Annotated in this window: 22 protein-coding genes; 4 read left to right on the plus strand and 18 right to left on the minus strand. The window is 48.7% G+C overall.

The window, feature by feature from the left end:
* Nucleotides 1–38 precede the first annotated feature (38 nt).
* The 6 genes from C3B52_RS17450 to C3B52_RS17475 all read right to left on the minus strand — a co-directional run bounded on the left by C3B52_RS17450 (nucleotide 39) and on the right by C3B52_RS17475 (nucleotide 6,946).
* Nucleotides 39–2,540, minus strand: a complete 2,502-nt coding sequence (locus C3B52_RS17450; protein WP_103107682.1) for a penicillin-binding protein — start codon at nucleotides 2,538–2,540, stop codon at nucleotides 39–41.
* A 106-nt stretch (nucleotides 2,541–2,646) separates the two neighbouring features.
* Nucleotides 2,647–3,069, minus strand: coding sequence for a cell division protein FtsL (gene ftsL2 / locus C3B52_RS17455; protein ID WP_103107683.1), 423 nt, complete (start codon nucleotides 3,067–3,069; stop codon nucleotides 2,647–2,649).
* A gap of 36 nt (nucleotides 3,070–3,105) precedes the next feature.
* The gene (gene rsmH, locus C3B52_RS17460; protein WP_103107684.1) at nucleotides 3,106–4,050 is read right to left on the minus strand and encodes a 16S rRNA (cytosine(1402)-N(4))-methyltransferase RsmH; all 945 of its coding nucleotides are present in this window, start codon (nucleotides 4,048–4,050) and stop codon (nucleotides 3,106–3,108) included.
* 17 nt (nucleotides 4,051–4,067) lie between these two features.
* Entirely contained in the window at nucleotides 4,068–4,499 is a 432-nt protein-coding gene (gene mraZ / locus C3B52_RS17465; RefSeq protein ID WP_103107685.1) for a division/cell wall cluster transcriptional repressor MraZ, read from the minus strand.
* A 151-nt stretch (nucleotides 4,500–4,650) separates the two neighbouring features.
* Nucleotides 4,651–5,910, minus strand: a complete 1,260-nt coding sequence (locus C3B52_RS17470; RefSeq protein ID WP_103107790.1) for an adenosylhomocysteinase — start codon at nucleotides 5,908–5,910, stop codon at nucleotides 4,651–4,653.
* A 94-nt stretch (nucleotides 5,911–6,004) separates the two neighbouring features.
* Nucleotides 6,005–6,946, minus strand: coding sequence for a LysR family transcriptional regulator (locus C3B52_RS17475; protein WP_103107686.1), 942 nt, complete (start codon nucleotides 6,944–6,946; stop codon nucleotides 6,005–6,007).
* Between the two features lie 124 nt (nucleotides 6,947–7,070).
* Between C3B52_RS17475 and C3B52_RS17480 the strand changes: the two genes are divergently transcribed.
* The 3 genes from C3B52_RS17480 to C3B52_RS17490 all read left to right on the plus strand — a co-directional run bounded on the left by C3B52_RS17480 (nucleotide 7,071) and on the right by C3B52_RS17490 (nucleotide 10,474).
* Nucleotides 7,071–8,351: an APC family permease gene (locus tag C3B52_RS17480; protein ID WP_103107687.1), complete on the plus strand. Its 1,281-nt coding sequence runs from the start codon at nucleotides 7,071–7,073 to the stop codon at nucleotides 8,349–8,351.
* Nucleotides 8,352–8,561: 210 nt separating this feature from the next.
* The gene (locus C3B52_RS17485) at nucleotides 8,562–9,263 is read left to right on the plus strand and encodes a FadR/GntR family transcriptional regulator (protein ID WP_103107688.1); all 702 of its coding nucleotides are present in this window, start codon (nucleotides 8,562–8,564) and stop codon (nucleotides 9,261–9,263) included.
* On the plus strand, nucleotides 9,260–10,474 hold the full coding sequence (locus tag C3B52_RS17490) for a CynX/NimT family MFS transporter (RefSeq protein ID WP_235615761.1): 1,215 nt from the start codon (nucleotides 9,260–9,262) through the stop codon (nucleotides 10,472–10,474). Before C3B52_RS17485 ends, C3B52_RS17490 begins: the two co-directional genes overlap by 4 nt.
* Before the next feature lie 43 nt (nucleotides 10,475–10,517).
* Here C3B52_RS17490 and C3B52_RS17495 read toward each other — a convergent pair whose 3' ends face one another.
* From C3B52_RS17495 to C3B52_RS17540, 10 genes are all read right to left on the minus strand, one after another.
* Nucleotides 10,518–11,573: an S-layer homology domain-containing protein gene (locus C3B52_RS17495; RefSeq protein ID WP_103107689.1), complete on the minus strand. Its 1,056-nt coding sequence runs from the start codon at nucleotides 11,571–11,573 to the stop codon at nucleotides 10,518–10,520.
* 170 nt (nucleotides 11,574–11,743) lie between these two features.
* Entirely contained in the window at nucleotides 11,744–13,366 is a 1,623-nt protein-coding gene (bshC, locus tag C3B52_RS17500; RefSeq protein WP_103107690.1) for a bacillithiol biosynthesis cysteine-adding enzyme BshC, read from the minus strand.
* 279 nt (nucleotides 13,367–13,645) lie between these two features.
* Nucleotides 13,646–14,203 carry a helix-turn-helix domain-containing protein gene (locus tag C3B52_RS17505; RefSeq protein ID WP_103107691.1) on the minus strand — a complete coding sequence of 186 codons (558 nt, stop codon included), beginning with the start codon at nucleotides 14,201–14,203 and terminating at the stop codon, nucleotides 13,646–13,648.
* Between the two features lie 53 nt (nucleotides 14,204–14,256).
* Nucleotides 14,257–14,655, minus strand: coding sequence for a DUF3397 domain-containing protein (locus C3B52_RS17510; RefSeq protein ID WP_103107692.1), 399 nt, complete (start codon nucleotides 14,653–14,655; stop codon nucleotides 14,257–14,259).
* Entirely contained in the window at nucleotides 14,652–15,638 is a 987-nt protein-coding gene (locus C3B52_RS17515) for a ketopantoate reductase family protein (protein ID WP_235615762.1), read from the minus strand. Before C3B52_RS17515 ends, C3B52_RS17510 begins: the two co-directional genes overlap by 4 nt.
* Before the next feature lie 144 nt (nucleotides 15,639–15,782).
* Nucleotides 15,783–17,321, minus strand: coding sequence for an acyl-CoA carboxylase subunit beta (locus C3B52_RS17520; protein WP_103107694.1), 1,539 nt, complete (start codon nucleotides 17,319–17,321; stop codon nucleotides 15,783–15,785).
* Nucleotides 17,322–17,335: 14 nt separating this feature from the next.
* Nucleotides 17,336–18,109 carry an enoyl-CoA hydratase-related protein gene (locus C3B52_RS17525; RefSeq protein ID WP_103107695.1) on the minus strand — a complete coding sequence of 258 codons (774 nt, stop codon included), beginning with the start codon at nucleotides 18,107–18,109 and terminating at the stop codon, nucleotides 17,336–17,338.
* Nucleotides 18,110–18,137: 28 nt separating this feature from the next.
* Complete coding sequence (locus C3B52_RS17530) at nucleotides 18,138–19,037, minus strand: hydroxymethylglutaryl-CoA lyase (RefSeq protein ID WP_103107696.1); 900 nt, start codon at nucleotides 19,035–19,037, stop codon at nucleotides 18,138–18,140.
* Between the two features lie 50 nt (nucleotides 19,038–19,087).
* Nucleotides 19,088–19,300, minus strand: coding sequence for an acetyl-CoA carboxylase biotin carboxyl carrier protein subunit (locus tag C3B52_RS17535; RefSeq protein WP_103107697.1), 213 nt, complete (start codon nucleotides 19,298–19,300; stop codon nucleotides 19,088–19,090).
* Nucleotides 19,301–19,338: 38 nt separating this feature from the next.
* Entirely contained in the window at nucleotides 19,339–20,676 is a 1,338-nt protein-coding gene (locus tag C3B52_RS17540; RefSeq protein WP_103107698.1) for an acetyl-CoA carboxylase biotin carboxylase subunit, read from the minus strand.
* Nucleotides 20,677–20,976: 300 nt separating this feature from the next.
* Here C3B52_RS17540 and C3B52_RS17545 point away from each other — a divergent pair, with 300 nt between their 5' ends.
* Nucleotides 20,977–21,444 (plus strand): N-acetyltransferase, encoded by a 468-nt coding sequence (locus C3B52_RS17545; protein WP_103107699.1) that lies wholly within the window; start codon nucleotides 20,977–20,979, stop codon nucleotides 21,442–21,444.
* Nucleotides 21,445–21,517: 73 nt separating this feature from the next.
* On the opposite strand, the gene C3B52_RS17550 is transcribed toward C3B52_RS17545, so the two are convergent.
* A complete protein-coding gene (locus C3B52_RS17550) occupies nucleotides 21,518–22,156 on the minus strand; it encodes an RsfA family transcriptional regulator (protein WP_103107700.1) in 639 nt (212 codons plus the stop codon).
* Nucleotides 22,157–22,298: 142 nt separating this feature from the next.
* A complete protein-coding gene (locus C3B52_RS17555; RefSeq protein WP_103107701.1) occupies nucleotides 22,299–23,057 on the minus strand; it encodes an enoyl-CoA hydratase/isomerase family protein in 759 nt (252 codons plus the stop codon).
* Between the last annotated feature and the right edge of the window lie 112 nt (nucleotides 23,058–23,169).

Genomic DNA, 23,169 nt, shown 5'->3' on the forward strand with positions numbered 1-23,169 from the left:
TCTCCTTTTACCATATTCGTCGGGGGGACGGGTTAGAACTATGGGCTTGTGCTCGTTTGTCCTTGCTGGTTATTCTCTGTCGGAGGCACGTTTGATGGCACTGTTTGCCCCGCCTCTGTTCCTGCTCCAGATGGTGTCACCGGAGGAGTCGTACCTGCGGGCTGATTCTCGCCTTGAGGCTGTGTTGTACCTTGTGGCGGCGTGGTGCCCGAAGCAGGCGCTCCGGTCTGCGGAGTACCTCCAGGAGGCACGACGCCCCCCTGACCTCCTTCTGTCCCTAGTGGATTTGTCTGCACAGGCACTGGTGGCTCAGACTCTGATTGGAGAGTCACCTGCAGCTTTTCTGTTCCCGCCAAAACGGTACCAGGCGGGATGCTTTGCGAAACGACAAAGCCTGTTCCTGTCGACTGCACAGGGATGTTTAGCAAGGAACTGAACTCCATAACATCCCGTATTGATTTGCCCTTGAAGTCAGGCATTTTCGCTCCCTTCACCCTATCTGTAACCAAAAGGATTTGCTTGCCTGTCACTACTTTCTCCAAAGGCGCTGGGTACTGCTCAACAATTTTGGTCCCTGTACCAATGACCGTAACAGTCAAATTGTCCTGCTTGGCTCGCAGCTGAGCAGCGGTGGTGGACATGCCCTCGAATTTGGGAAGCGTCACCTCAACCTGTGGCGTCGAGGCTTGCACCGATTGGGCCTTTGGGCCAGTGCTGCTGCTCGTAGCTTTAGCGGCATTTACCTGTTGCAAATCTGGTTGCTGCTGCAAATATTGTAAGCTGCGACCCATAATGCTCTTGAAAGTCGGAGCAATCATCGTACTTCCCCATAGACCATACCATTCATCCGTGGCCGGATCGTCAATAACTACATAAACCAATAGTTTTGGATTGTCCTTTGGCGCAAAGCCAATAAACGAACCGATATAGCGCCCTTCCATGATTTTGCCTGTATTCGGATCATATTTTTGTGCAGTACCTGTTTTACCAGCAACATGATAGCCTTCGATCTTATACTGCTTACCAGTTCCTTTTTCAGCTGTGACTACTGTTTCCAGAATATCTCGAGTTTGTTTTGCGGTCGCTTCACTAACCACACGTCTGACTACATCGCGACCGCTTCTCTGCACAACAGCACCTGTATGCGGATCCCGCAGCTCTTTAACGATATGCGGCTTCAATAGTTCACCACCATTGGCGATGGCTCCTACTGCAGCGACCTGCTGAATTGCCGTTACCGTTACGCCCTGTCCGAACGTTGTTGCTGCCCAGTCACGTGGAGACTGCGGCTTCTCGAGATTGATCAGGTTCCCTTTTTTCTCATAAGGCAATTCAATCCCTGTCAGTGAACCCATCCCGAACTTTTTAAAGTAATCCCTGAGCTTTTCCAGCTTTAAGCGCTCATAGCCCAATTTAACAAACATTACGTTACTGGAGCGCTGCACCCCTTCTAAAAAGCTGATACGGCCCCAACCATTCCCGTTGTTATGGTCACGAATCGGAATCTGACCCTTGATGGTGTATTTCCCTGAATCGTATTCTTCGTTCGGATTGAACTGTCCCTCTTCAATCGCGGCTGCCAGCGTAATAATTTTAAAGGTGGAGCCCGGTTCAAACATCGAAGTAACAGCCTGGTTCGTATAATTCGTAATCCCCTGGTAATACGTATTCGGGTTAAATTGCGAACGGTTACCCATCGCCAAAATTTCACCCGTCTGCGGATCGGATACGACTACCGTCATCCCCTTTGGATTGTACTGCTGAACAACCTTGTCCATCGCTTGCTCAACATAATCCTGAATCTGACGGTCAATGGTCAGGTAGACGTCGTACCCGTCCTTAGCAGGGATGTACTGCCCCTCTCCATCAGGCAGCTGGTAGCCCGCCCCGTCCTTCTGGAACTGCATCTGCCCTTTTTCCCCACTAAGCTCCTTGTTCTTTTGCAGCTCGATCCCCATCTTCGGCTCATCATAAAGATCCATATACCCAATGACGTGGGAGGCAAAGCTGTTGTTGGGATAAAAACGACGCGAGGTTTCGTCCAAAAAGATGCCCGGCAGTTGATTTTTCTCTACCTGCTCACCACTTGGCAGCTTTGGATACTGCAAGGCTAATATCCGATTCTTCTGATCCTCGGTAATCTTTTGTCCATAACGGCCAAGCTCCACCACTTTCGATTGCTTGGTCAAAAACTTCAATAATTCAGGTACAGGAGCATTCAAGATCGGCGCAAGACTCGTTGCAGTGAAGTAAGGATCTCGCACAACGTCTGTATCCTTGTCATCTCGCCCGATAAGCCTTGCGTTTACAGTGTACCCTTTTCCTTCGTAAGCGAGGATTTCACCGTTACGGTCCTTGATAGATCCGCGTTTCGGCTTCAGTGTCCGCTCCCGATCCCACTGTCCTTGGGCATGCTCCATGATTTTGGCGGCATCGACTGTCTGAATCCAATAGATTCGAAAGCTTAACCCTGTAAAGATCAAAATGGTACATAGAGCGACCATCAGAATCCGCAAGTTCATTCTTCGTTTCGTTTCCATTATCCATTCACTCCATTAAGTCTATGTTCACCGCTTTTCGACTTTTTCCCCTGTTCGAAATTGATCTAAGAAAAAATGTTACCGCACGTATCGGCAGTAACATTCGTTAACGTTGTGTTGTTTGATTCTGTTGTGTCTGTGGAATCGAGCTTGCCTGTACCTTTGCCTGGCCAATCGTATGTACTGCATTTGCATTGTATGTCATGCCTTGCCGCTCAGCTTCCTGCAGAATGCGATTCCCGTTGCTCAGCTGCTCAATTTGCAGCTGCAATGCCGTATTTTTCTCCGTTACGATACGATTCTCTTTTTTGGTGCTCTGTATATCGTAGTTGTATTGGGAAATTTGCGAGTAGCGGACGCCTACCAATCCCAGACCGATCACAGTCAGGGAAATAAACAAAAGGTAGAGCAGCTTCTCTCCTGTCGGTATGGTCGGCTTGATTCGGATCGTACGCTTTGTTGTTTTCGTTACGGAGCGCGGCTGTTTTTCCAACTCCACAGCCAGGTTTCCGCGGTAGTAGTAGCTCATCGCTTCCTCTCCTTCTCTTCGTTGTTCTATAAGATCCTACAGCTTCTCCGCTACCCTCAGCTTCGCAGAACGCGCGCGCGGGTTAGCTTCCAATTCTTCGTCTGATGGCAGAATTGGCTTGCGGGTAATGACCTTCACAATCGGCTCATTTCCACATGTGCAAATCGGAAAGGCAGGCGGGCATGTGCAGCCTTTTGATAAATCCTGATACACCTGCTTGCAAATCCGGTCTTCCAATGAATGAAAAGTAATGACGCTCACTCTGCCTGCTGGATTCAGCACCTCAACCGCATCGACAATAGCCTCTTTAAAAGCGTCCAGCTCATCATTTACTGCAATGCGGATCGCTTGAAACGTGCGCTTCGCCGGGTGGGGGCCCGTACGCCGTGCTGCTGCCGGAATTCCTTCCTTGATTAATTCCACCAGCTCACCCGTCGTCTCGATTGGCTTCTTTTGACGCTGCTGGACAATTTGCCGGGCAATTCGCCGGGAAAATTTCTCCTCGCCATACAGCCAGATGACGTTCGCAATCTCTTCCTCATCCCACTCATTAATGATGTCGTAGGCAGACAGCGCTGCCTGCTGATCCATCCTCATGTCCAAAGGAGCATCGGCGTTATAACTAAAGCCACGCTCACCCTCGTCCAACTGGGGAGAAGAAACACCGAGGTCAAACAAGATTCCGTCCACACCTGCAAGTCCCAAATCGCTAATCACGTCTTTGAGATGGCGAAAATTGCTTTTTACCAGCGTTACTCTATCCATATAGGAAGACAATCTCTCACGGGCATTGTCCAGCGCCCAGTCATCCTGATCGATGGCGATCAACCGACCACCCTCTGTCAGGTGCGAAGCGATCAAGCTGCTGTGTCCGGCTCCACCTAATGTACAATCCACATAGATGCCACCAGGACGGATGTTCAGTCCAGCTACAGCCTCTTCCCGCAATACAGTTACATGATGAAACGACAAGATCGTCACTCCCGTTCTTCTTGCTGCTACAAATTAAAGTCCACAAGTTTTTCAGCGATCTCCCCGAACGAGCCTTCGGACTGGGTAAAATAATCCTCCCAGCGCTCTTTGCTCCATACCTCTACTCGGTTTGATACGCCAATGATCACGCATTCCTTTTGCATGCCAGCATGGTCACGCAGATTTTGCGGTATATTTACCCTTCCCTGCTTGTCCCACTCGCATTCGGTTGCACCCGAAAAGAAAAAGCGTGTGAAAGCACGTGCATCAGCTTTGGTAAAGGGGAGAGTTTTCAGCTTCTCCTCTAATTGTTTCCACTCTTCCATCGGATAAGCAAACAAGCATTGGTCCAATCCACGGGTAATAATAAAGGAAGCTCCCAATCCTTCACGGAATTTGGCAGGGATGGTCAGGCGGCCTTTTTCGTCGATGCTATGCTGAAATTCCCCCATGAACACGCCCAGTTCCCCCACTTTCCTACCTGAGGGCTCCACTTTCCCCCACTTTTCCCCACTTGAATGCCTAAAGCTATTATAAAAAAAAATCCTGCATTTGTAAGCAGGATTTTTTCGCATATTTTTTTGCCGGGAAAGGACGGGTTTCGCGGGACTATTCGACCCAGCTATCCAGGTAGGATTTTTGCTCGTCAGTCAATTTGTCGATTCCCATTTGCAAAGCTTCCAATTTGTACTGAGCAACCATTGCATCAAGCTCATAAGGTACGTTCAGGACGCTTTTTCCGATGTTTTTGTATTGCTCGTTCACATAAGCCAAGGAAACAGCTTGCAGAGCAAATGTCATATCCATGATTTCTGCTGGGTGTCCGTCACCTGCAGCCAGGTTAACCAGACGGCCTTCTGCCAAGAGGTACACTTTTCGACCATCAGCCATGACAAATTCTTCAATATCTTTACGCACAATACGCGTAGAAGTCGACAATGCATTCAATTCTACTTTGTTTACTTCGACATCAAAGTGACCAGCGTTGGACAAGATTGCGCCATCTTTCATCACTTCGAAGTGCTCTTTGCGAATAACGTCGCGGTTACCCGTTACGGTAACGAAGTAATCACCGTGTTTTGCTGCTTCAAGCATCGGCATTACTTCAAAGCCATCCATGTATGCTTCTACTGCTTTGATCGCGTCGATCTCTGTTACGATAACTTTCGCACCCAGACCTTTTGCACGCATAGCAACACCTTTACCGCACCAGCCATAGCCAGCTACGACAACAGTCTTACCTGCAACAACCAGGTTTGTAGTACGGTTGATGCCATCCCATACGGATTGGCCAGTACCATAACGGTTATCGAACAAGTATTTGCAGAATGCATCGTTTACGGCAACCATCGGGAATTCCAGCTTGCCTTCTTTTTCCAATGCTTTCAGGCGCAGAATACCTGTAGTTGTTTCTTCAGCACCACCGCGTACTTGTGACAGCAGATCGCGACGCTCGCTGTGCAGGATGGTTACCAGGTCGCCTCCATCATCGATGATCAGGTCAGGGCGAGTTTCCAAAGTTTTGATCATGTGCTCTTTATATTCTGCCGGATCTGGATTGTATTTCGCGAATACACGAATGCCATCTTCCACAAGTGCTGCGCAAATGTCGTCTTGTGTGGAGAGTGGGTTAGACCCTGTGATTGTTACTTCAGCTCCACCCGCTTGTACCACCTTTGCCAGATAAGCTGTCTTTGCTTCCAAGTGCAGGGAGATCGCCACTTTCAAACCAGCAAACGGCTGCTCTTTTTCAAAGCGCTCGCGAATGCGGTTCAGCACTGGCATATGCTCTTTTACCCAGTCAATTTTCAAATGGCCGTTGTGCGCCAACGACATGTCTTTTACAATGCTCTCAGAAATCATGTTCATGTATGGATGGGCCTCCTTCATCTCAAAAACAATCGAATCTATCATATCATACGCAGTTACTGCCATCATCTGTTTTTCCTAATAACGGCATATTCTACCTGCCCGAATTTATTTGGTCTGATGTACCTCCTTCTTCAAGTAGTCTTTTTCCCCCTGATGCTTCCGCGGACAATATTTCTAAAAATCGCAGCAGCGCCTGGGGCATCCACTTCTTCTTATGATACACTATTTGGCGATAAACCCGTACATCCGGATGGGAAAAAGGTAAAATAACCAACGCACCGCTTTTTACTTCCTCGGCAACCGCTATATAAGGAACAAGAGCGATCCCCAAGTCGTACGCTACACACTGCTTGATTGCCTCCAAGCTGCCAAATTCAAACGAAGTCACAATCGTCGCACCCGCATCACGCAGTACAGCCTCCATAATGGACCGATAGCTACAGCCCGCTTCTGTAAAAATCCAGTTGGCTCCTGAAAAATCATGTGCCTCAATCGTTTCCTTCTGTGCCAGTGGATTTGTAGGCGCTGCCACAACAACTAATTTTTCCTCTCCTAAATTGATATTCGTTAAATCAGGGTGATCCTGCAGCCAATCCAGGACAAAAGCAAAGTCAAACCTGCCTTCCTTTACTCCTAACCGTAGATCCTGACAAATGCCAGGATGCAATGATATACGCATGCGCGGCTGTTCCTGACGAAATTTTTGCAAAAAAGGAGGTAGATAAAAAGCCGCGAGAGATTCCACAGTTCCAACCGTTAATGTTCCAGCTAGCTCAGCTTGTTCCGAAAGAATTGCTCTGGTCTCGTCCAAAATCGCCAGCAGCTGCTCACTATACCCTAAAAGCACTTCGCCTGCATGTGTCAGCCGGATTTTCCGCCCCCATCGCTCAAACAATGTCACACCAAATTCTGTCTCCAGATTTTGAATCTGCGTCGTTACGCTGGATTGAGCATAACCCAACACTTCCGCAGCACGTGTAAAGCTATTCCATTTCGCAACTTCACGAAAGGTTTGTAAATAACGGGTATCCATCGCTCATCTCCTTTGCATCGAAAAATCCGATTTCACTTATCTGATATTATAGATAACTTCGATAGTAAAGTCTATGCTACACTACGGTTACAAAGTCATTGAACAGGAAAAGAGAGGGATTTATGTGAGTAAAGCTTCTGCACAAGCACCCGGTCTGGTCAAATCACTTGGGTTGCCACAAATCGTCGCTCTATACATTGGAGCCGTTGTTGGTTCAGGAATTTTGCTCATTCCGGGATTAGCCGCTGAAAAAGCCGGACCAGCCTCCATTCTCGCTTGGTTGCTCATGTCTGTACTTGTATTACCAATGGCGATTACAATGGGCCTTTTATCTGCTCGCTATCCAAGCTCTGGCGGGGTCTCTACTTTTGTACGGAAAGCTTATGGTGATAGCTCCGGGAACATCGTTGGATGGTTTTTCCTTTTGTCCGTTCCGATTGGTGCTCCGATCCTCAGCGTGACCGGAGCAAATTATTTGGCTGTCCTGCTGAATTGGGGAGACCTGCAAATCTATGTTGCTGCGGCTCTCATCTTAGTTACGGTCGTGCTGATGAATGTATTCGGATTGCACGTGGCTGCTCGGGTACAAACCATCGTCGTTGCCCTCATTATTACGATCCTGATTCTGGCCGTAGTTGCCTCACTGCCTCATGCGTCCATGACCCATTTCACTCCTTTTGTGCCTAATGGCTGGATGAGTGTCGTTTCAGCTGCTGGCCTGTTGTTCTGGTGCTTTATCGGCTGGGAAGCGGTCACACACCTGTCAGAAGAGTTTGTCGATCCTCGGAAAAATGCGATTCGCGGCGTATTATGGAGTGCAGGCATCGTCGCTCTGTTATATTTGGCGGTTGCTTTCATGACTGTCGCTACTCACAGTTATGGAGCGGGAATCTCCGCAGCTTCACTTAGTATTATGGTGCAGCTGTCCCTAGGACCTGTAGGGGGCTGGATTGTTGCCATTACAGCCTTGTTTATTTGTATCGCAACTGCAAATGCATATGTCGGTGCTGCCTCACGCATCGCCTACTCTCTCGCAACAGAGAAGATTGCTCCACGATGGTTCGGCATCCTGCATGAAAAATATCGCACACCGATAGGCGGCCTGCTCTTCCTATCCCTCTGCTTTATCGTCGTCCTCAGCGCCTTGTATTTTGGATTGATTGGTCTTTCCGAGCTGATTGTTCTGCCCAATGCTACGTTTTTTGCTACGTATATCTGCGGTTGTTTGGCGGGGGTTCGGCTCTTGCACGATAGCCGCGCTGGACGACTGGCAGCATGGATCTCTCTTGTCTTCACTGTAGGTCTGTATCCGTTCCTTGGCTGGTCGGCTCTGTATCCGATCGTGATTGCAGCAATTCTCTTTTTGTGGCAAAAGCGAAAAAGAATACAAACCCAAGCTGACTAAATAGAATCATTCAATGACCGATAAAGCCAGCTCAAACAAAACTGCACCCCACCAGTTAGCCTCCTAACTCGTGGCTGTGCAGTTTTTTTCTTCTCTCCACCCGAAATCGTCCTACGCAAAACACTTTCTTAACTAATTAGTATTGGCAATCGCCAAATTCTCTGGTAAGATTGGCACATTCCCAATCATCGGATGTTTGGAGGTTTAATGATGGCACTACAAAAAACTACCCGTTCCTCTTTGGTAAAACAAGTCGTGGACCAGTTGGTACAGCGTATTGAAACAGGTTCATGGACAGTCGGAGAACGAATTCCCCCTGAGCCTGAGCTGGTAGAGCAGCTGGGGGTAAGTCGCAATACTCTGCGCGAAGCCGTACAGGCCTTGATTCATAACGGCATGCTTGAAGCCAGACAAGGGGATGGGACCTACGTACTCTCTTCCAGCGAATTTGGTGCAGCGATGCAGCGCCGCCTGCAACGCTCCACTGTCATTGAAATTCTCGAGGTCCGGCATGGCCTGGAAAGGGAGATAGCCAGACTCGCCGCCGCTCGCAGAACAGATGAGGATTTGGCGTTGATTCGTGAAAAGCTGGCACAGTCTCAGGCCATTCAACATGATGCCGAAGCATACACACTCGCTGACCTCGATTTTCACATGGCGATTGCTTCCGCTACTTACAACGACGTCATGATTGACCTTTATAAAAACATGTCGGAAGCCCTACATTACTCCATTAGCGGCACGCAGGAGCTGGTAGATATTTTGGACCCCCTTTCCAATCACCACGTCGCTCTTGTCGAGGCAATCTCGATGCAAGACGAGAGTGCCGCCGAGGAAGCCGCTAGCAGCCTGATCCAGGTGAGCAAGACAGCTCTCACGCAGCTGATCAAGGAAGGAAGTATACAGATATGAACTCACAAGCCATGGCTGCAGCGTCCAAACCGCAGGCGCAACCAGTCACACCAAATCCCATGCTCATCATAGCCGGAATTATTTTGATTACTTTTACGATGCGTTCGCCGATTACTTCTGTCGGACCGTTAGTTGGCTCCATTCGTGCAGATCTTGGCTTATCCAATGGAATGTCCGGATTACTCACTACAGTTCCCCTACTGGCTTTTGCCTTGCTCTCGCCTTTGGCACCTAGTATCGGACATCGACTGGGAACCGAGCGCACTTTATTTGCCGGTCTGATCACTGTACTTATGGGTATCCTATTGCGGTCAACAGGATTTGTTTTTACCTTGTTCGTCGGAACTGCTTTTATCGGCGCGGGAATTGCTATTTGTAACGTGCTTATCCCAGGACTCGTCAAGCAGCGTTTCCCGCAAAAGGCAGGACTATTGACAAGTGTCTACACGACTACGATGTCCATGTGCGCTGCTATTGCATCGGGAGTCAGCATCCCACTTGCACAGGGAGCCAATCTCGGTTGGCAAGGCTCACTCGGCTTTTGGGCGATTGTCGTTATTATCGCCATTTCTGTTTGGCTTCCTCAGCTTCGCGCAGCAGGCAAGACGTCTGCTGCTACAAAAGTGAACACTCCCAAAAAAGGGCTCTGGCGGTCAGCTCTCGCCTGGCAGGTCACTTTGTTTATGGGACTGCAATCGTTCCTGTTTTATTGCACGATCGCCTGGCTCCCTGCTATTTTGCAGCAGAACGGAATCAGCTCGACAAACGCCGGTTGGTTGTTATCGCTTGTGCAGGTTATCAGTTTGCCAGCCAGCTTTTTAGCCCCTGTTTTGGCGTCTCGTTTTCGTGATCAACGCCTGATGAGCGTAGTAATTGCCCTTTTGTCATTGCTTGGTTGCACCGGATTGCTCATAAATGGAAACATGATTGTACTTGTGCTTTGCCTGATTTTCCTCGGCTTGGCACAAGGTGCGAGTATTAGCTTGGCCCTTACTTTTATCGTGATCCGTTCCGAAAATGTGCGCGAAGCGGCAGAATTGTCTGGCATGGCACAATCGGTTGGCTACTTACTTGCAGCACTCGGCCCGCTTTTCATCGGCTTTGTTTTTGATCTGACACATTCGTGGACACTACCGATCATCACGCTTATGATCGTAAGCATACTGCTCATCTTTGCCGGAATCGGAGCTGGACGAAATCAAACCGTCTAAACAGAAAAAAGGCGCGCATCATGTGCACGCCTTTTTCTTTTAGCTATTCGTCTTTTCCGATCATTTGAAACGTTTTGCCATCACGAGAGGACAGGTAGAAGGTTTTGTCGATGCTTCCTCCCAGCTCTCCCGCGTAATATTGCACGGTCATTCTGTATTTGCCATTTCCGATCTTCGCAAAATACATCAGCTCATTAAATCGCGGGAAGCGGATGTAATCATATACCTCGTATTGCATGAATGAAAAATGTTCACGCAAAAAAGATTCGCTGGCGGGAAGCTTCTTATTTTTCACATAGGTTTGCAGGTCATCAAATCGACGGATTCTCTGCTGGTCCATTACTTCTCGCACGAACGAAGAAACTGCCTGCGTCATCCCTTTTTTCTCATCATCGGTTACGTTTCCTGGAAAAAGCTCTTCTATTTTATGATCCAAGCGCGTCAGCAATACGACAGCCTGGGCTCTGCTGATACTTTCCTGCGGGCGAAAGGTTCCATCTGGGTACCCAGCCATAATCCCCATTTTGTAGGCAGGATAGACCGTCATCACTTGATCTGCATTTGCTATGGACAGATCAGAAAAGAAGACAGACTTGGTTCCGCGATATTTTTCCCCTTCGGATTGGTGTCCCAAAGCCGCCAGGAGCACACGTGCTGCTTCCAAGCGATTCATCCCTTCCGCTGGTTTTCCGGTCGGCATAATTCCTGCTGCAACCAAGTGACGATATGTTTTCTCAGACCAGCGCCCTTTTGCCTCTGCTAAATACGTTTCCTGTATAAAGGCGTCAGGCTCATGTCCCGGAAATTTTGGAATAATTCGTTCCACCAGAGTCAGAAACTGTTCTTGCGTGATTGTTTGCTCTGGTCGGAAGGTCCCATCTGGATAGCCTTGAATCATGCCACTTTTCGCCGCATTCGTGATGTCTTTGGCCGCCCAATGTCCTTTAACGTCGGTAAAGGAAACAGTAGGTGAAACGCCCCACTCTTCACGCGCATCAGCCTTTGGTAAGCCGCCTGTAGCAATTCCTGTCATAAAAAACGACAGGGAAAGTGCCAGAGCGGTGGTTTTTTTCCCGATTAGTCGCCATTTCTTCTGCATCCCGAGTACCACCTTTCACTACAGCAATTCTATTACTAGGACGCAGATATTGTCGGAAAAGTTTCAGCATATTTTGCTAAAAATGTTACCAAAAAAAGAACACCCGACCATCCGCACAAGCGATCGGCCGGGTGTTTTCGCCTATTCCATACCTAGTACACTGTACCTGCTCATACAAAGAAGAGCTGGTGTGTCCCATCGTGAGCGAATGGCGCTTCCACTAGTCGATCAACGAGGGATAAACCGTATTTATTGGCATATGGGAAGAAGGACAGCTTGCGTTCCTGCAATCCGCCATCGGGCAGCAAGGAAGCCTCAATCCGTTTAATCCGCACATGCTCCACATCCTCTTGCTCTAGCAAGGATCGAACCAAGCGATCTTCTAAAAAGGAGACTTGTTCCTGCAGCATTCTCATATTCTTTTCAGCCAGCCCTCGCAGTCCCCCATCCAATCGGACAACTTCATCAACAAGTGGCTGATATATTGCTAGCAGCTGTTCGCGCGTAGCTGCAAACTGCTCCTGTAAGGGATGCGGTTCTTGCCTTGCTTCCCAGTCCCTTTTCCAATCCGCAAAACCGTTCAGTACCTGCTCCAGGGGCAGATCGAGCCCCTCCAGCAGTCTTTGCTGCGCTCCCTCTACCAAGGTCACAGACATCCGTGGCAGAACGATCGGCATTTGCATGTTGAACAACTCAAATACTTCCCGATAATATGCCCAGTACGATATCTCTCCTGGACCGCCAATAAAGGCCAGAGTAGGAAAAAGATGCTCCTGCATGAGTCCGCGTGATACTACATTCGTACTGAAGCGCTCTGGATAGTCTGCAGCAAGCTTCAACAGTTCTTCTTTGCTGTAGGAAGCCCGCCGGTTAACAAAACGGTCTCCATGACGTTCCAGAAGCAGCCGATCCTGCCCTTCATAAAGAAACAGATTAGCTTGATGTTCTTCTACCTGCAGCTGTAATGGATAACCTACGGTGGCAATTCGGTCAGCTGCTTTTAACAACAGGTCGGCAACCTGCTCATTTTTCTCAATAACACGCTCAAATACAGGCCGCTCCAATTCCCTGACAAATGGTAGTGAGGACTCCACAAAAATCAGACCGTGCTTTCCAAACAAGCTGGCCATCAGCCTCGCAAACCACTCAGCTACGTTTTGCGAGGAGGCAGCTGTTTGCATGACCAGTTCCCGAATCTCACGAGTCTCACCCGTCTCCGTCTGCCCATGGAAAAAGCTGTCTAGAAACTGCCTACATGCTTCCTCATCCAAAGGAAGACTGCTCGCAGATACTCGGCCTTTTTTATTTAGCTTCATGCGCTCTTTGTGCAGTCTTGTTTCTCTGTCGGTCAACCAGTATACATGATCAATTTCATCGATATCATGATCTTCTCCAGCGATCCAAAACACAGGGACAACCTCTGCCTGCAGTTCATTCGAGAGCTTTTTAGCTGTCTGAATCAAATGAACCGCTTTGTGAATCGTGTAGAGCGGCCCGGTCAATACTCCAGCTTGCTGTCCCCCGATAACAACATACGTATCAGGGCGTTTCAGCGCTTCGATTCGCTGTAGTGCCTCCTGATGATTACCGATTTTTTGATTAAACGTATATAAGCCCTCCGCCAGCTGTTCCCGATGGGAGTAAGACCTGCCTCGAAGATACTCCAACCTGTCCTGGTACGACTGAATATGATAGGGATTATGTGCGAAAAACTGTAGCGCAGAGGCATTTTGCTGCTGGTAATCCTGTGCCAGCTGATTTGCCAATGGAAGCGCAAGACATTCAACTCTCATGCAAGCTCACCTTTCTTAACATCTAGGAAAGTTTAACCACTCCACCGTGCGAAAGCATCCATGCTAAACTTTCCGGAAGGCATAACAAGGTGCCTCAGCGTCTGCTTCCGGCATCACTTCGGTAAAATCTTCCGCTAAAACGCGGTCGCTCCTCGGTGAACAGGCCTCGATCGAAACTTATTGCGGGCCATGGTCACTGCAAATTATACCATGCTCTACAGCCACAAAAAACAAGACAACCCGCTTTAATGGGTTGTCAAAGTGTAGGACAAGCTTTCTTTAAAACTGCGGAGGGGTTACAGACCAGATCAAAATGACCTCTTCTTCCCCTGAATTTTCAATCGAATGTGTTTTACTGCTATCAAACGATATGCTGTCGCCTGTCTCCAGGACGTGCTCCTCATCATTAAATCGAGCAGTCACCGTTCCTTTGATAACAGTAAAGCACTCTTCACCGTCGGTCTGAACGAACTTATCTACTACCATTTCCCCTGGGGCCAGACGTACTTCAAGCATACCCAGCTTGGCACTGCCTCCCATTGAGAGCAACGAATACGTACCTGTCGATTCTGGAAAAACTAGCTGTCTACGCTTTTGCAAGCGAGTCACATGAACCTGTTTCTGGTCAATATCTTCAAAAAAATGAATGATGGGTGACTCGAGAGCTTTGGTGATTTTCCACAGGGAATCTAGTGAAGGCTGAGAAATTCCTCTCTCCACTTGACTGAGCAACCCTTTGCTTAAACCGGTTTTGCCAGCCATAATCTCCAGTGTAAAGCCACGCTCTTTCCGAATCATACGAATCTTGTGTCCGATGGTCTCGATGGGAAGTCGCATAAGTTCCAACCTTCTTTCTTATCGGAATAAATACGATATGTATTTCCAGTGCGTTACACGACACCCATCGTTTTAATAATTCCGGTCGTAAACAGCACTATATATACAAGTCCAAACATGAGAAACGACAAACGCCATGCGGAAAATCCAACCTTTCGCAGGGAGAGCTTCCCTTTCCACTTCACCTGAATCCACCCTAACAACACGATGGTCACTAGGAAGAAACTGGTCACCCACCACCAGGCGGACAAAGCCTCTGGCCAGATGAGTCCATACGCGGAAACGGCTGAACGAATCACCAAAAAATTCGTGATATTTATCGCCCAACGGCCAGCCAGTCGCTTGTCCCTCTTCCACCCATATAGAATCAGATAGATGAGAGGAAATCCAAGAAACGGCACAACCGTTAACGTACCCCATAAATAGGCCCAGATATTAGCCAGCACGGTCATTTACTGTCGCCTCCCTCCTTCCCCATTCCCATAGCTGACTTCAGGGTGATCACCCGAAGCAGAGTTTCATGTAATGGAGTTGGAATCCCGGCAACCTTACCTTGTCTCACGATGTAGCCGTTGATTGACTCCACTTCTGTTTGCCTGTGTCGCTTCACATCCTGCAGCATGGAGGAAAGATTTCGGGAAGTATTTCGGCATATGGTGACAATTTCCTGCCAGTCCGCCTCCTCTATTTTTTGTCCGGCATATTCTGCCACAGTACGAGCTTCTTGAAAAAGCTCTTTCATCAGCTTTTCCGTATGCGGATTCTCTAGAAGTGCGCCGTTTGGAATTTCAAAAAGCGCGGTTAACGGATTGATCAGGGCATTGGCCATTAGCTTACGCCATGCATATGGCTTGATCGATTTTTCGAGTACAGCATATATGCCAATAGACATCGCCCATTCCACAAAAGAACGAATGACAGGATCACTGTCCCTCGCGCTCTCCCATGTTCCGACACGTAGAATGCCACTCCCTGTATGCACCACTTCCGTTCCTGACAAGCGTCTTGCCCCTTCTGTATTGATGGCAAAGAAGCTGCGTTCGTCGGATAGTATTCCATGTAAAAGCTCATGATGGCCCATACCGTTTTGCAGCGCGATGACTCGTGCCGTGCTGTTTATTAGACGAAGCGCTGGCAATAATGCCGGTAAATCTGTCTGCTTGACGGTTAACAAATACAAGTCCCCTTCAGGCAGTCCCTGTTCAATGGAACAAGCTCGGACGGGAACGACCGTTTTTCCCCCATCTAGGTGCGTGTAGCTAATCCCGCTTTGCGTCAGCTGATTTGCCTGGAGTGAACTACGTGTGACCACTGTAACGGTTTGACCAGCGAGTGCCAGCCTTGCCGCATACAGCAACCCTACTGAGCCACCGCCAACCACAACAGTATGAAGTACCTTAGCCTGTGACTGCATTTGTTCACCTACATTAATCATTACTTATTTTTAGAATAACAGAGTTTAGGAGATTCTTCAATTGATTGGAACAAAAAAGATCAAAATTATCGAAAAATTACTCGTTTTTTGCTCTTATGAAGAGAAAAGAGACTGCCACCGATTCGTGACAGTCTGTGCTGTAATTTAAACAGGATAAACGGGATGCTTTCGATCCGAGAAAACCTGGCGTTTGCCCTTGTAAACCTCGTAGCGGCCAATCAGCTCCTGGCGCAGATCACTCGGAGGCACAATCCCATCTACAATCAGGTTGGAGGCGAGCAAATACAGATCGATGTCTTCCTGGTACTCCTTGCGCTTCTCAGCGATGAAGGCCTGGCGCTCCTGCGGGTCTTCGATCGCTTGGATCTTATTGCTGTAGACGGCATTGATCGCAGCCTCAGGTCCCATTACCGCGATTTGCGCATTCGGAAGAGCGAGGCATGCATCCGGTTCAAATGCCGAGCTTGCCATTGCATACAGACCTGCACCGTATGCCTTTCGCACGATGACTGAAATTTTTGGCACTGTCGCTTCTGCCATAGCTGATATCATCTTGGCACCGTGACGAATGATTCCCGCACGCTCTACTGCTGTACCGATCATGAAGCCAGGCACGTCAGCGAGGAACAGCAGCGGTATTTGAAACGCATCGCACAGGGTAATGAAGCGAGCTGCCTTGTCTGCAGAATCGACGAACAGTACTCCACCTTTGACCCGCGGCTGATTGGCGATAATCCCCACCGGTTTGCCGTCCAGCCGTGCCAGCCCAGTAACCAGCTCTTGAGCGAACAGCTTTTTGATTTCAAAAAAGGAGTCGGCGTCGACCAAAGCCGTAATCAAATCGTGCATGTTAAAAGCAGCGTTCTGATTATCCGGTACAATACTTGTAATTTCCTTGGCTGTCTCACTTGGTGCCTTTGCAGGGGCCAAAGGCGGCTCGCTTGTATAGTTCGCTGGGAAGTAGCTAAGGTAGGTACGTGCTGACTGAATTGCTTCTTCTTCGTTTGCAGCAAGCACGTCACCGCATCCACTGACAGAGCAATGCATCCGTGCACCGCCCAGCTCCTCCAGGGTCACTTTTTCACCGATGACCATTTCCGCCATACGAGGTGATCCCAAGTACATGCTGGCGTTTTTCTCTACCATGATCACGATGTCACAAAAAGCAGGAATGTACGCTCCGCCTGCAGCAGATGGGCCAAACAAGATGCACACCTGTGGAATTTTCCCTGAGAGCTTCACCTGATTGTAAAAGATGCGTCCTGCCCCTCTGCGTCCTGGGAACATTTCTAACTGATCCGTAATACGCGCTCCTGCGGAGTCAACCAGATAAATGAGCGGGACGCGCATTTTTTCAGCAGTTTCCTGAATCCGAATGATCTTTTCAACGGTTCGTGATCCCCAAGAGCCTGCTTTTACAGTCGAGTCATTCGCCATTACGCAAACGGTTTGGCCGTTGACTTTACCGATCGCTGTCACGACACCATCGGCAGGTAGATCGCCCGCCATGACATTTGCAAATAGACCATCTTCTACCATGAACTCGTCATCAAACAGCATTTTCAGTCGATCACGCACAAAAAGCTTGTTTTGCTCTTTCAGCTTTTCGTGATATTTGGCTTCGCCCCCCTGTTCGACCTTGGCGATTTTCTCTCGTAGTGTCTCTTCCAGCTGCTTATTCATCGGCGACCTCCCCTTTACTCTCCGCGATATACCGGCTTTCTTTTTTCTTGAAATGCTTGCAAGCCTTCCAGGCGATCCTTCGTTGGTACGAGCAACTGATAGGCGTTGCTCTCCACCTGCAGTCCAGATGCCAAATCAACTTCCATTCCACAATCAATCGCAAACTTCGCCTGTGCGAGAGCCAGCGGTGCATTAGCAGAAATATCATGTGCCATCTGAAGCGCTGTTTCCATCAGCACATCTGGGGAAACGACCCGATTGACCAACCCAATGGCCAAAGCTTCATCAGGCTTCACACGCCTGGCTGTAAAGATCAGCTCCTTGGCGATCCCTTTTCCAACAAGACGTGGGAGCCTCTGTGTCCCTCCTGCACCGGGGATGATCCCCAAGGCAGTTTCCGTCAGCCCCATTTGAGCAGAATCGCTCATCACACGTATGTCGCAAGCCAGTGCCAGCTCGGTACCGCCGCCCAAAGCCAAGCCATTGATCGCTGCTATGATGGGCTTCGGCAATTTTTCCAGCTCGGTAAACGTATCGCGAATGGTTTTAATGTATTGCTGAACCTGCTCCTGCGGCATCGTCCGGCGTTCCTTCAGATCTGCCCCTGAACAAAACGCTTTGTCACCTGCTCCTGTCACAATGACCACCCGGATTTCATTGTCCAGAGCGATCTCACTGATCAAGCTCCGCAAAGTGATCAGGGTCTCCAAGTTGAGGCAGTTGAACACATCAGGCCGATCAAGAGTAAGTACGCCAATCAAGCCTTCTTTATGCAAAGAAACTGTCATGCCGCTTCCCTCCAGGATAAATTCGCTACTACACAGACTTGCATGAAAGAGATGCCTTCAAAACTTTGGAGGTTAGCTCACGCCCTAATTCCTGCTGGATAAACGCGCCAGCTTCTGTCAAGCGCTCAAGGTCCACACCCGTTTCATAGTCCATCCCGTGCAGCATATAAACTAAATCCTCACTGGCAATATTTCCGGCTGCTCCTGGCGCATACGGACATCCTCCAAGACCGCCAATCGAGCTATCAAACGTACGAAGCCCCTCGCCAAGAGCAGCTACGACATTCGCCAACCCAGTGCCCCTTGTATCGTGAAAATGACCGGCCAAGCGCTCGGTCGTAACATCCTTCACAAGCGCTCCAATAATTTCGTGGACCTGCTTGGGCGTAGCCACACCGATCGTATCCCCTAGCGAGACTTCAAACACACCCATCTCAAGGAGCTCATTTGTCACGCGCCGACTGTTGTCCAGCGGAACGCTCCCTTCATAAGGACATCCAAACACAGTAGAAACATAGCCGCGAACGCGAAGACCGAGAGCCTGAGCTTCCCGGGCCACCTCCTGCAATACTGGAAATGTTTCTTCTATGCTTTTGTTGATGTTTTTTTTGTTGTGTGATTCGGAGGCGGACATGAACAAAGCTACTTCCGTTATTCCGCAAGCTGCCGCTCGCTCCAATCCGCGAAGATTGGGGACGAGAGCACTAAACGTCACATCCTTTGGGCGAGCGATCCCCCGCAGGACCTCCTCGGCATCTGCTAACTGCGGAATCCATTTCGGATTCACAAAAGAGCTCGCCTCCACGCGTTTCAAACCTGCTGCGACAAGTTTATCAATCAGCTTAATTTTGGATGCTACAGGTACGATCTCATTTTCATTTTGCAGGCCGTCCCGAGGCCCTACTTCTACGATTTGCACCTTGTTCATATGCTTCTCCTCCTTTCCTAGCGGGCGCTCAGTTTGTAATCATTCTAATACTATTCCAGTTCTACGATGATATCCCCATCATTGACAAAGTCGCCAATGTTCACTTTTACCTCAACAACCTTGCCTGCTGCTTGTGCTTGCACTGGTACTTCCATCTTCATGGATTCCAAAACGATCACATCTTGCCCGTCGTTTACTTGATCTCCTGCCTGTACAAGCACTTGAATTACCGTTCCTGCCATTGTCGCTGCTACTTGTTTCATAGAATGTCCACTCCTCTTTTTTTGTTTTTCTTCTGCGTTTATTTTGAAACACGCTCTTGCACAAACCAGGTGGTGTATTCGCCAGCACGGAAACGTTCGTCCGCCAAAACCTCTTGCAAAAACGGAATGTTCGTTTTAATTCCAGTAATCAGAAATTTTTCAATCGCTTCTTTTGCTCGCTGCACAGCCTCTTCTCTGGTCGCACCGGTAACGATCACTTTGGCAATCATCGGGTCGTAAAAAGGTGTCACTTGTGTACCTGCTTCTACCCCGTCATCAATTCGAACGAACTCTTGTACCGGAGGTTGGTAGAGGGCAATCGTACCTGGAGAAGGTAAAAAGGTTGACGGATCCTCCGCATAGACGCGCAGCTCAATTGCGTGTCGCAATGCTTTTACATCTTCCTGAGCAATTCCAAGCGGGTTTCCTTTTGCAATCTCAAGCTGCATCGCTACCAGATCAAGCCCTGTCATTTCTTCTGTCACTGGATGCTCTACTTGAAGACGCGTATTCATTTCCAAAAAGTAAAAGTTTTTGTTTTCATCAACGATGAACTCGACAGTACCTACACCCGTATAGCCAACTGCCTTGGCTGCCAGCACAGCTGCCTGGCAAAGCTCTTCGCGTGTAGCCTGATCAAGAAACGGCGATGGGCTTTCTTCCAGCACTTTCTGATGACGGCGCTGTATCGAGCACTCGCGCTCCAACAGATGGATGACTTCTCCGTGTTCGTCCGCAGCGATCTGCACTTCAATGTGATGGGGACGCTCCACATATTTTTCCACATACATAGCGTCATTACCAAAGTATGCTTTTGCACGACCTTTGGCTGATTGATAGGCCTGACGCACTTCCTGCTCGTCCCGACAAATTTGCATGCCGATTCCGCCGCCCCCAGCACTTGCCTTTAGCATGACCGGATATCCAATCGTCGCTGCAATTTCTGCTGCTTCGTCCGGTGTTTCGACCGACGCTTCGCACCCTGGAACTACAGGTACGCCTGCTGCCTGCATAATATGACGAGCTGTCAGCTTGTCGCCCATCTGACCGATTACTTTTGGTGCAGGTCCTATGAATACGATGCCCTCTTCGCCCACGCGCCGGGCAAAAGCTTCATTCTCGGATAAAAGACCGTACCCAGGATGAATTGCATCAGCGTTTGTACTCTTCGCTGCTGCAATAATTGCCTCCACATTCAAATAGCTGTGTGGGACTGGAGGTGGACCGATATGCACAGCTTCATCCGCTTCTCTCACGTACGGCAAGTCCTTGTCAGCATCAGAGTAAACTGCTACTGTAGCGACTCCCTTCAACTTGCATGTGCGAATAATTCGTCTGGCAATCTCACCGCGGTTTGCAATTAGTACCTTACGCATGGCAACGCTCCCCTCTTTCACAAACCTGGAACACAATCGAAAGCGTTTTCAAATTGGTGACCAGTTTGCGGCATGTATTTTTTGCTACTTCCTATTGTGCCATGAGATTGAAAAGAGTTCTAGGCTGAAATTTTAAAATTTTCCCATGAAAGCAAAAACATTTCCTGATAACCGCGTCCCTATTGCATTTGAACTTCCGATTTAATAAAAACTCTACGGATTGTATCTTTTATGGTGTATAATAGGTATGAGTGGCCAAAAGGTGGCCAGCTAAAGAGCTGTGAGAGGAGTGGCTAACCTATGTTTGAGGTAAGACGTTTGCAAATCAACTACAAGACGCTGGAGGAATTCCAGAAGTTTCGCGAATTTGGCCTGGAGGAGCTTTCGATGAAGGAAGACCTGGAGGCGAACATCGTGGAAAACGATTCGGAATCTCCTTTTTATGGTATTTATGACAACGATCTTTTGGTAGCACGTATGAGCCTCTACAAAATCGACGGGAAATACGACCGCTATTTCCAGCCTACACAGGACTATTATGAGCTGTGGAAGCTTGAAGTCCTGCCTGACTACCGTAATAAAGATTACGGAACAGCTCTGGTTAACCACGCGAAAAGCTTTGGTGCACCGATCAAAACAAACTCGCGCTGCCGCGCTGACCAATTTTGGTTGAATATGGGCTTCACGCCTGTAAAGTACAACCCTATGCGCGATCGTGGAGAAAATCCATACGTCTGGTTGCCTGAAAACGTTGGGCTGCAAGACTAGCGCTCCACTTATATGAAAAGACAAAAAAGAAGCGGCAAATACCGCTTCTTTTTTATGTAGGCAAATGCTCCCTCTACTTTTCCACTCGCTCCAGATTCCCGTTTTCGTCCATTTTAAAAATCGCTTTGGACGAATCTTCTTCTTGTAAAAAGGCTAGCTTGCGAGCTCGTTCCATAATCTGTACCAGCGCACGATAGTCATCATTGACCCCTCGTACCTGCTCCAGCTCTCGTCTCGCTTTTGCATGGGCTTCTGTCAATTCTTTTATTTCTAATTCTTTTCCTTCCAACTCTTGTTCCAGCTGTCTCAAGCGACGAGACAACTCTTTTTGGTTGACCAACATCCGAATAACCGATTCGATTTGCTGCTCTTCATCCTCTGCTTGTTTAGACACTTCCTGCGTAACAGGTACTTGCCGCTTAGGAGGCAACGCAACAACCTCTACTTCGGCAGTGCCTTGCGCCGGAGCCACCCGACCCATCTTTTTCAATTGCTGCCTTTGGCTTTTGGCAATGGATATCGCCGCATCATAACGCTTGCGGACGCAGCTGTTCCATCTGAAGCCGCAAGCAGCCGCTGTCCTCCCTAGCCTTTGACCCACTTCTTCAAATGCGGCAAGCTGCGTGCCGCCCTCGCGTATGTGGCGCAAGGTGACTTCCGCCAACACTAGATCGTCATCTTCGGTCCATGCGTCTTGTCTGGAAGCTACCATATGAGTCCCTCCCGTTACCTTTAAAAAGGATGATGTAGTTCATCCTATGCTTTTCCCTACTCTTGTAGAATCGCTTTCTACTAGAAAAAGTATGTCCAAGCAAATAAATGTTTAAACGGGAGAAACCTTACACAGCCAGTACCTACCTTTTTGTAAGAAACTTTTCCACTACTGCTACATGTGCATCGCTGCCCCATATTCCCGCGCATTGCTCAATTTCTTTTGCGATCCGCACCGACTGTGGCAAGCCTGCTCGTTTCCACTGCAGTATTCGCATATACGCCTCTATTCCGACGAGCGGCTGTGCGGCAATCTTACGGGCAAAACGAAGGACATGCTCCGCTAGAACATTTGCAGAATATACTTCGTCCACGAATCCATATGTTTTGGCTTCTTCTGCCGACAGGCGCTCACCCGTTAATAGCAAGGCCATTGCTTTGGACTCGGGTACTGCATCCAATAGACGGCTTCCCCCGCCCCATCCTGTCGTAATATGCATGCCGATTTGAACAAAACCAAACAATGCCTGATCACTGGCAAAACGAAAATGACAGGCTCCTGCGAATTCACAGCCTCCGCCAACAGCCGCCCCATTGATCATTGCGATAACTGGCTTCGTGAATTGATCGATTGTACTTAGCAATGCCCCTACCTTGCTCAAAAGTGGATGTGCCTGCTCATATCCTCTGGCTGCAATAAACTGGTTCAAGTCTCCCCCCGATACAAAGCTTTTCCCTGTGCCGGTAATAATGAGGACTTTGATGCTTTCATCGTCAGCGCAATCCTGTAAGGCCGCAAGCAGCTCATCGACTAACTCCATGCTAATTGCATTATGTACCTCTGGCCGATTTAGCGTAATTGTAGCGATGCCCTCGTGCTTGGTTATGAGTAACGTTTCCATTATGGCCCCCCAACCTTTCACCCATCTGTTTTGCCTTTATTTTACCGCCAAATGGGACAAAATCATAAGAAAACCTCTATCGAGGCTTCTTCAAGGAGGAGCGACCGCGTTT

This window comes from Brevibacillus reuszeri (assembly GCF_002897295.1).
Classification (GTDB): domain Bacteria; phylum Bacillota; class Bacilli; order Brevibacillales; family Brevibacillaceae; genus Brevibacillus; species Brevibacillus reuszeri_A.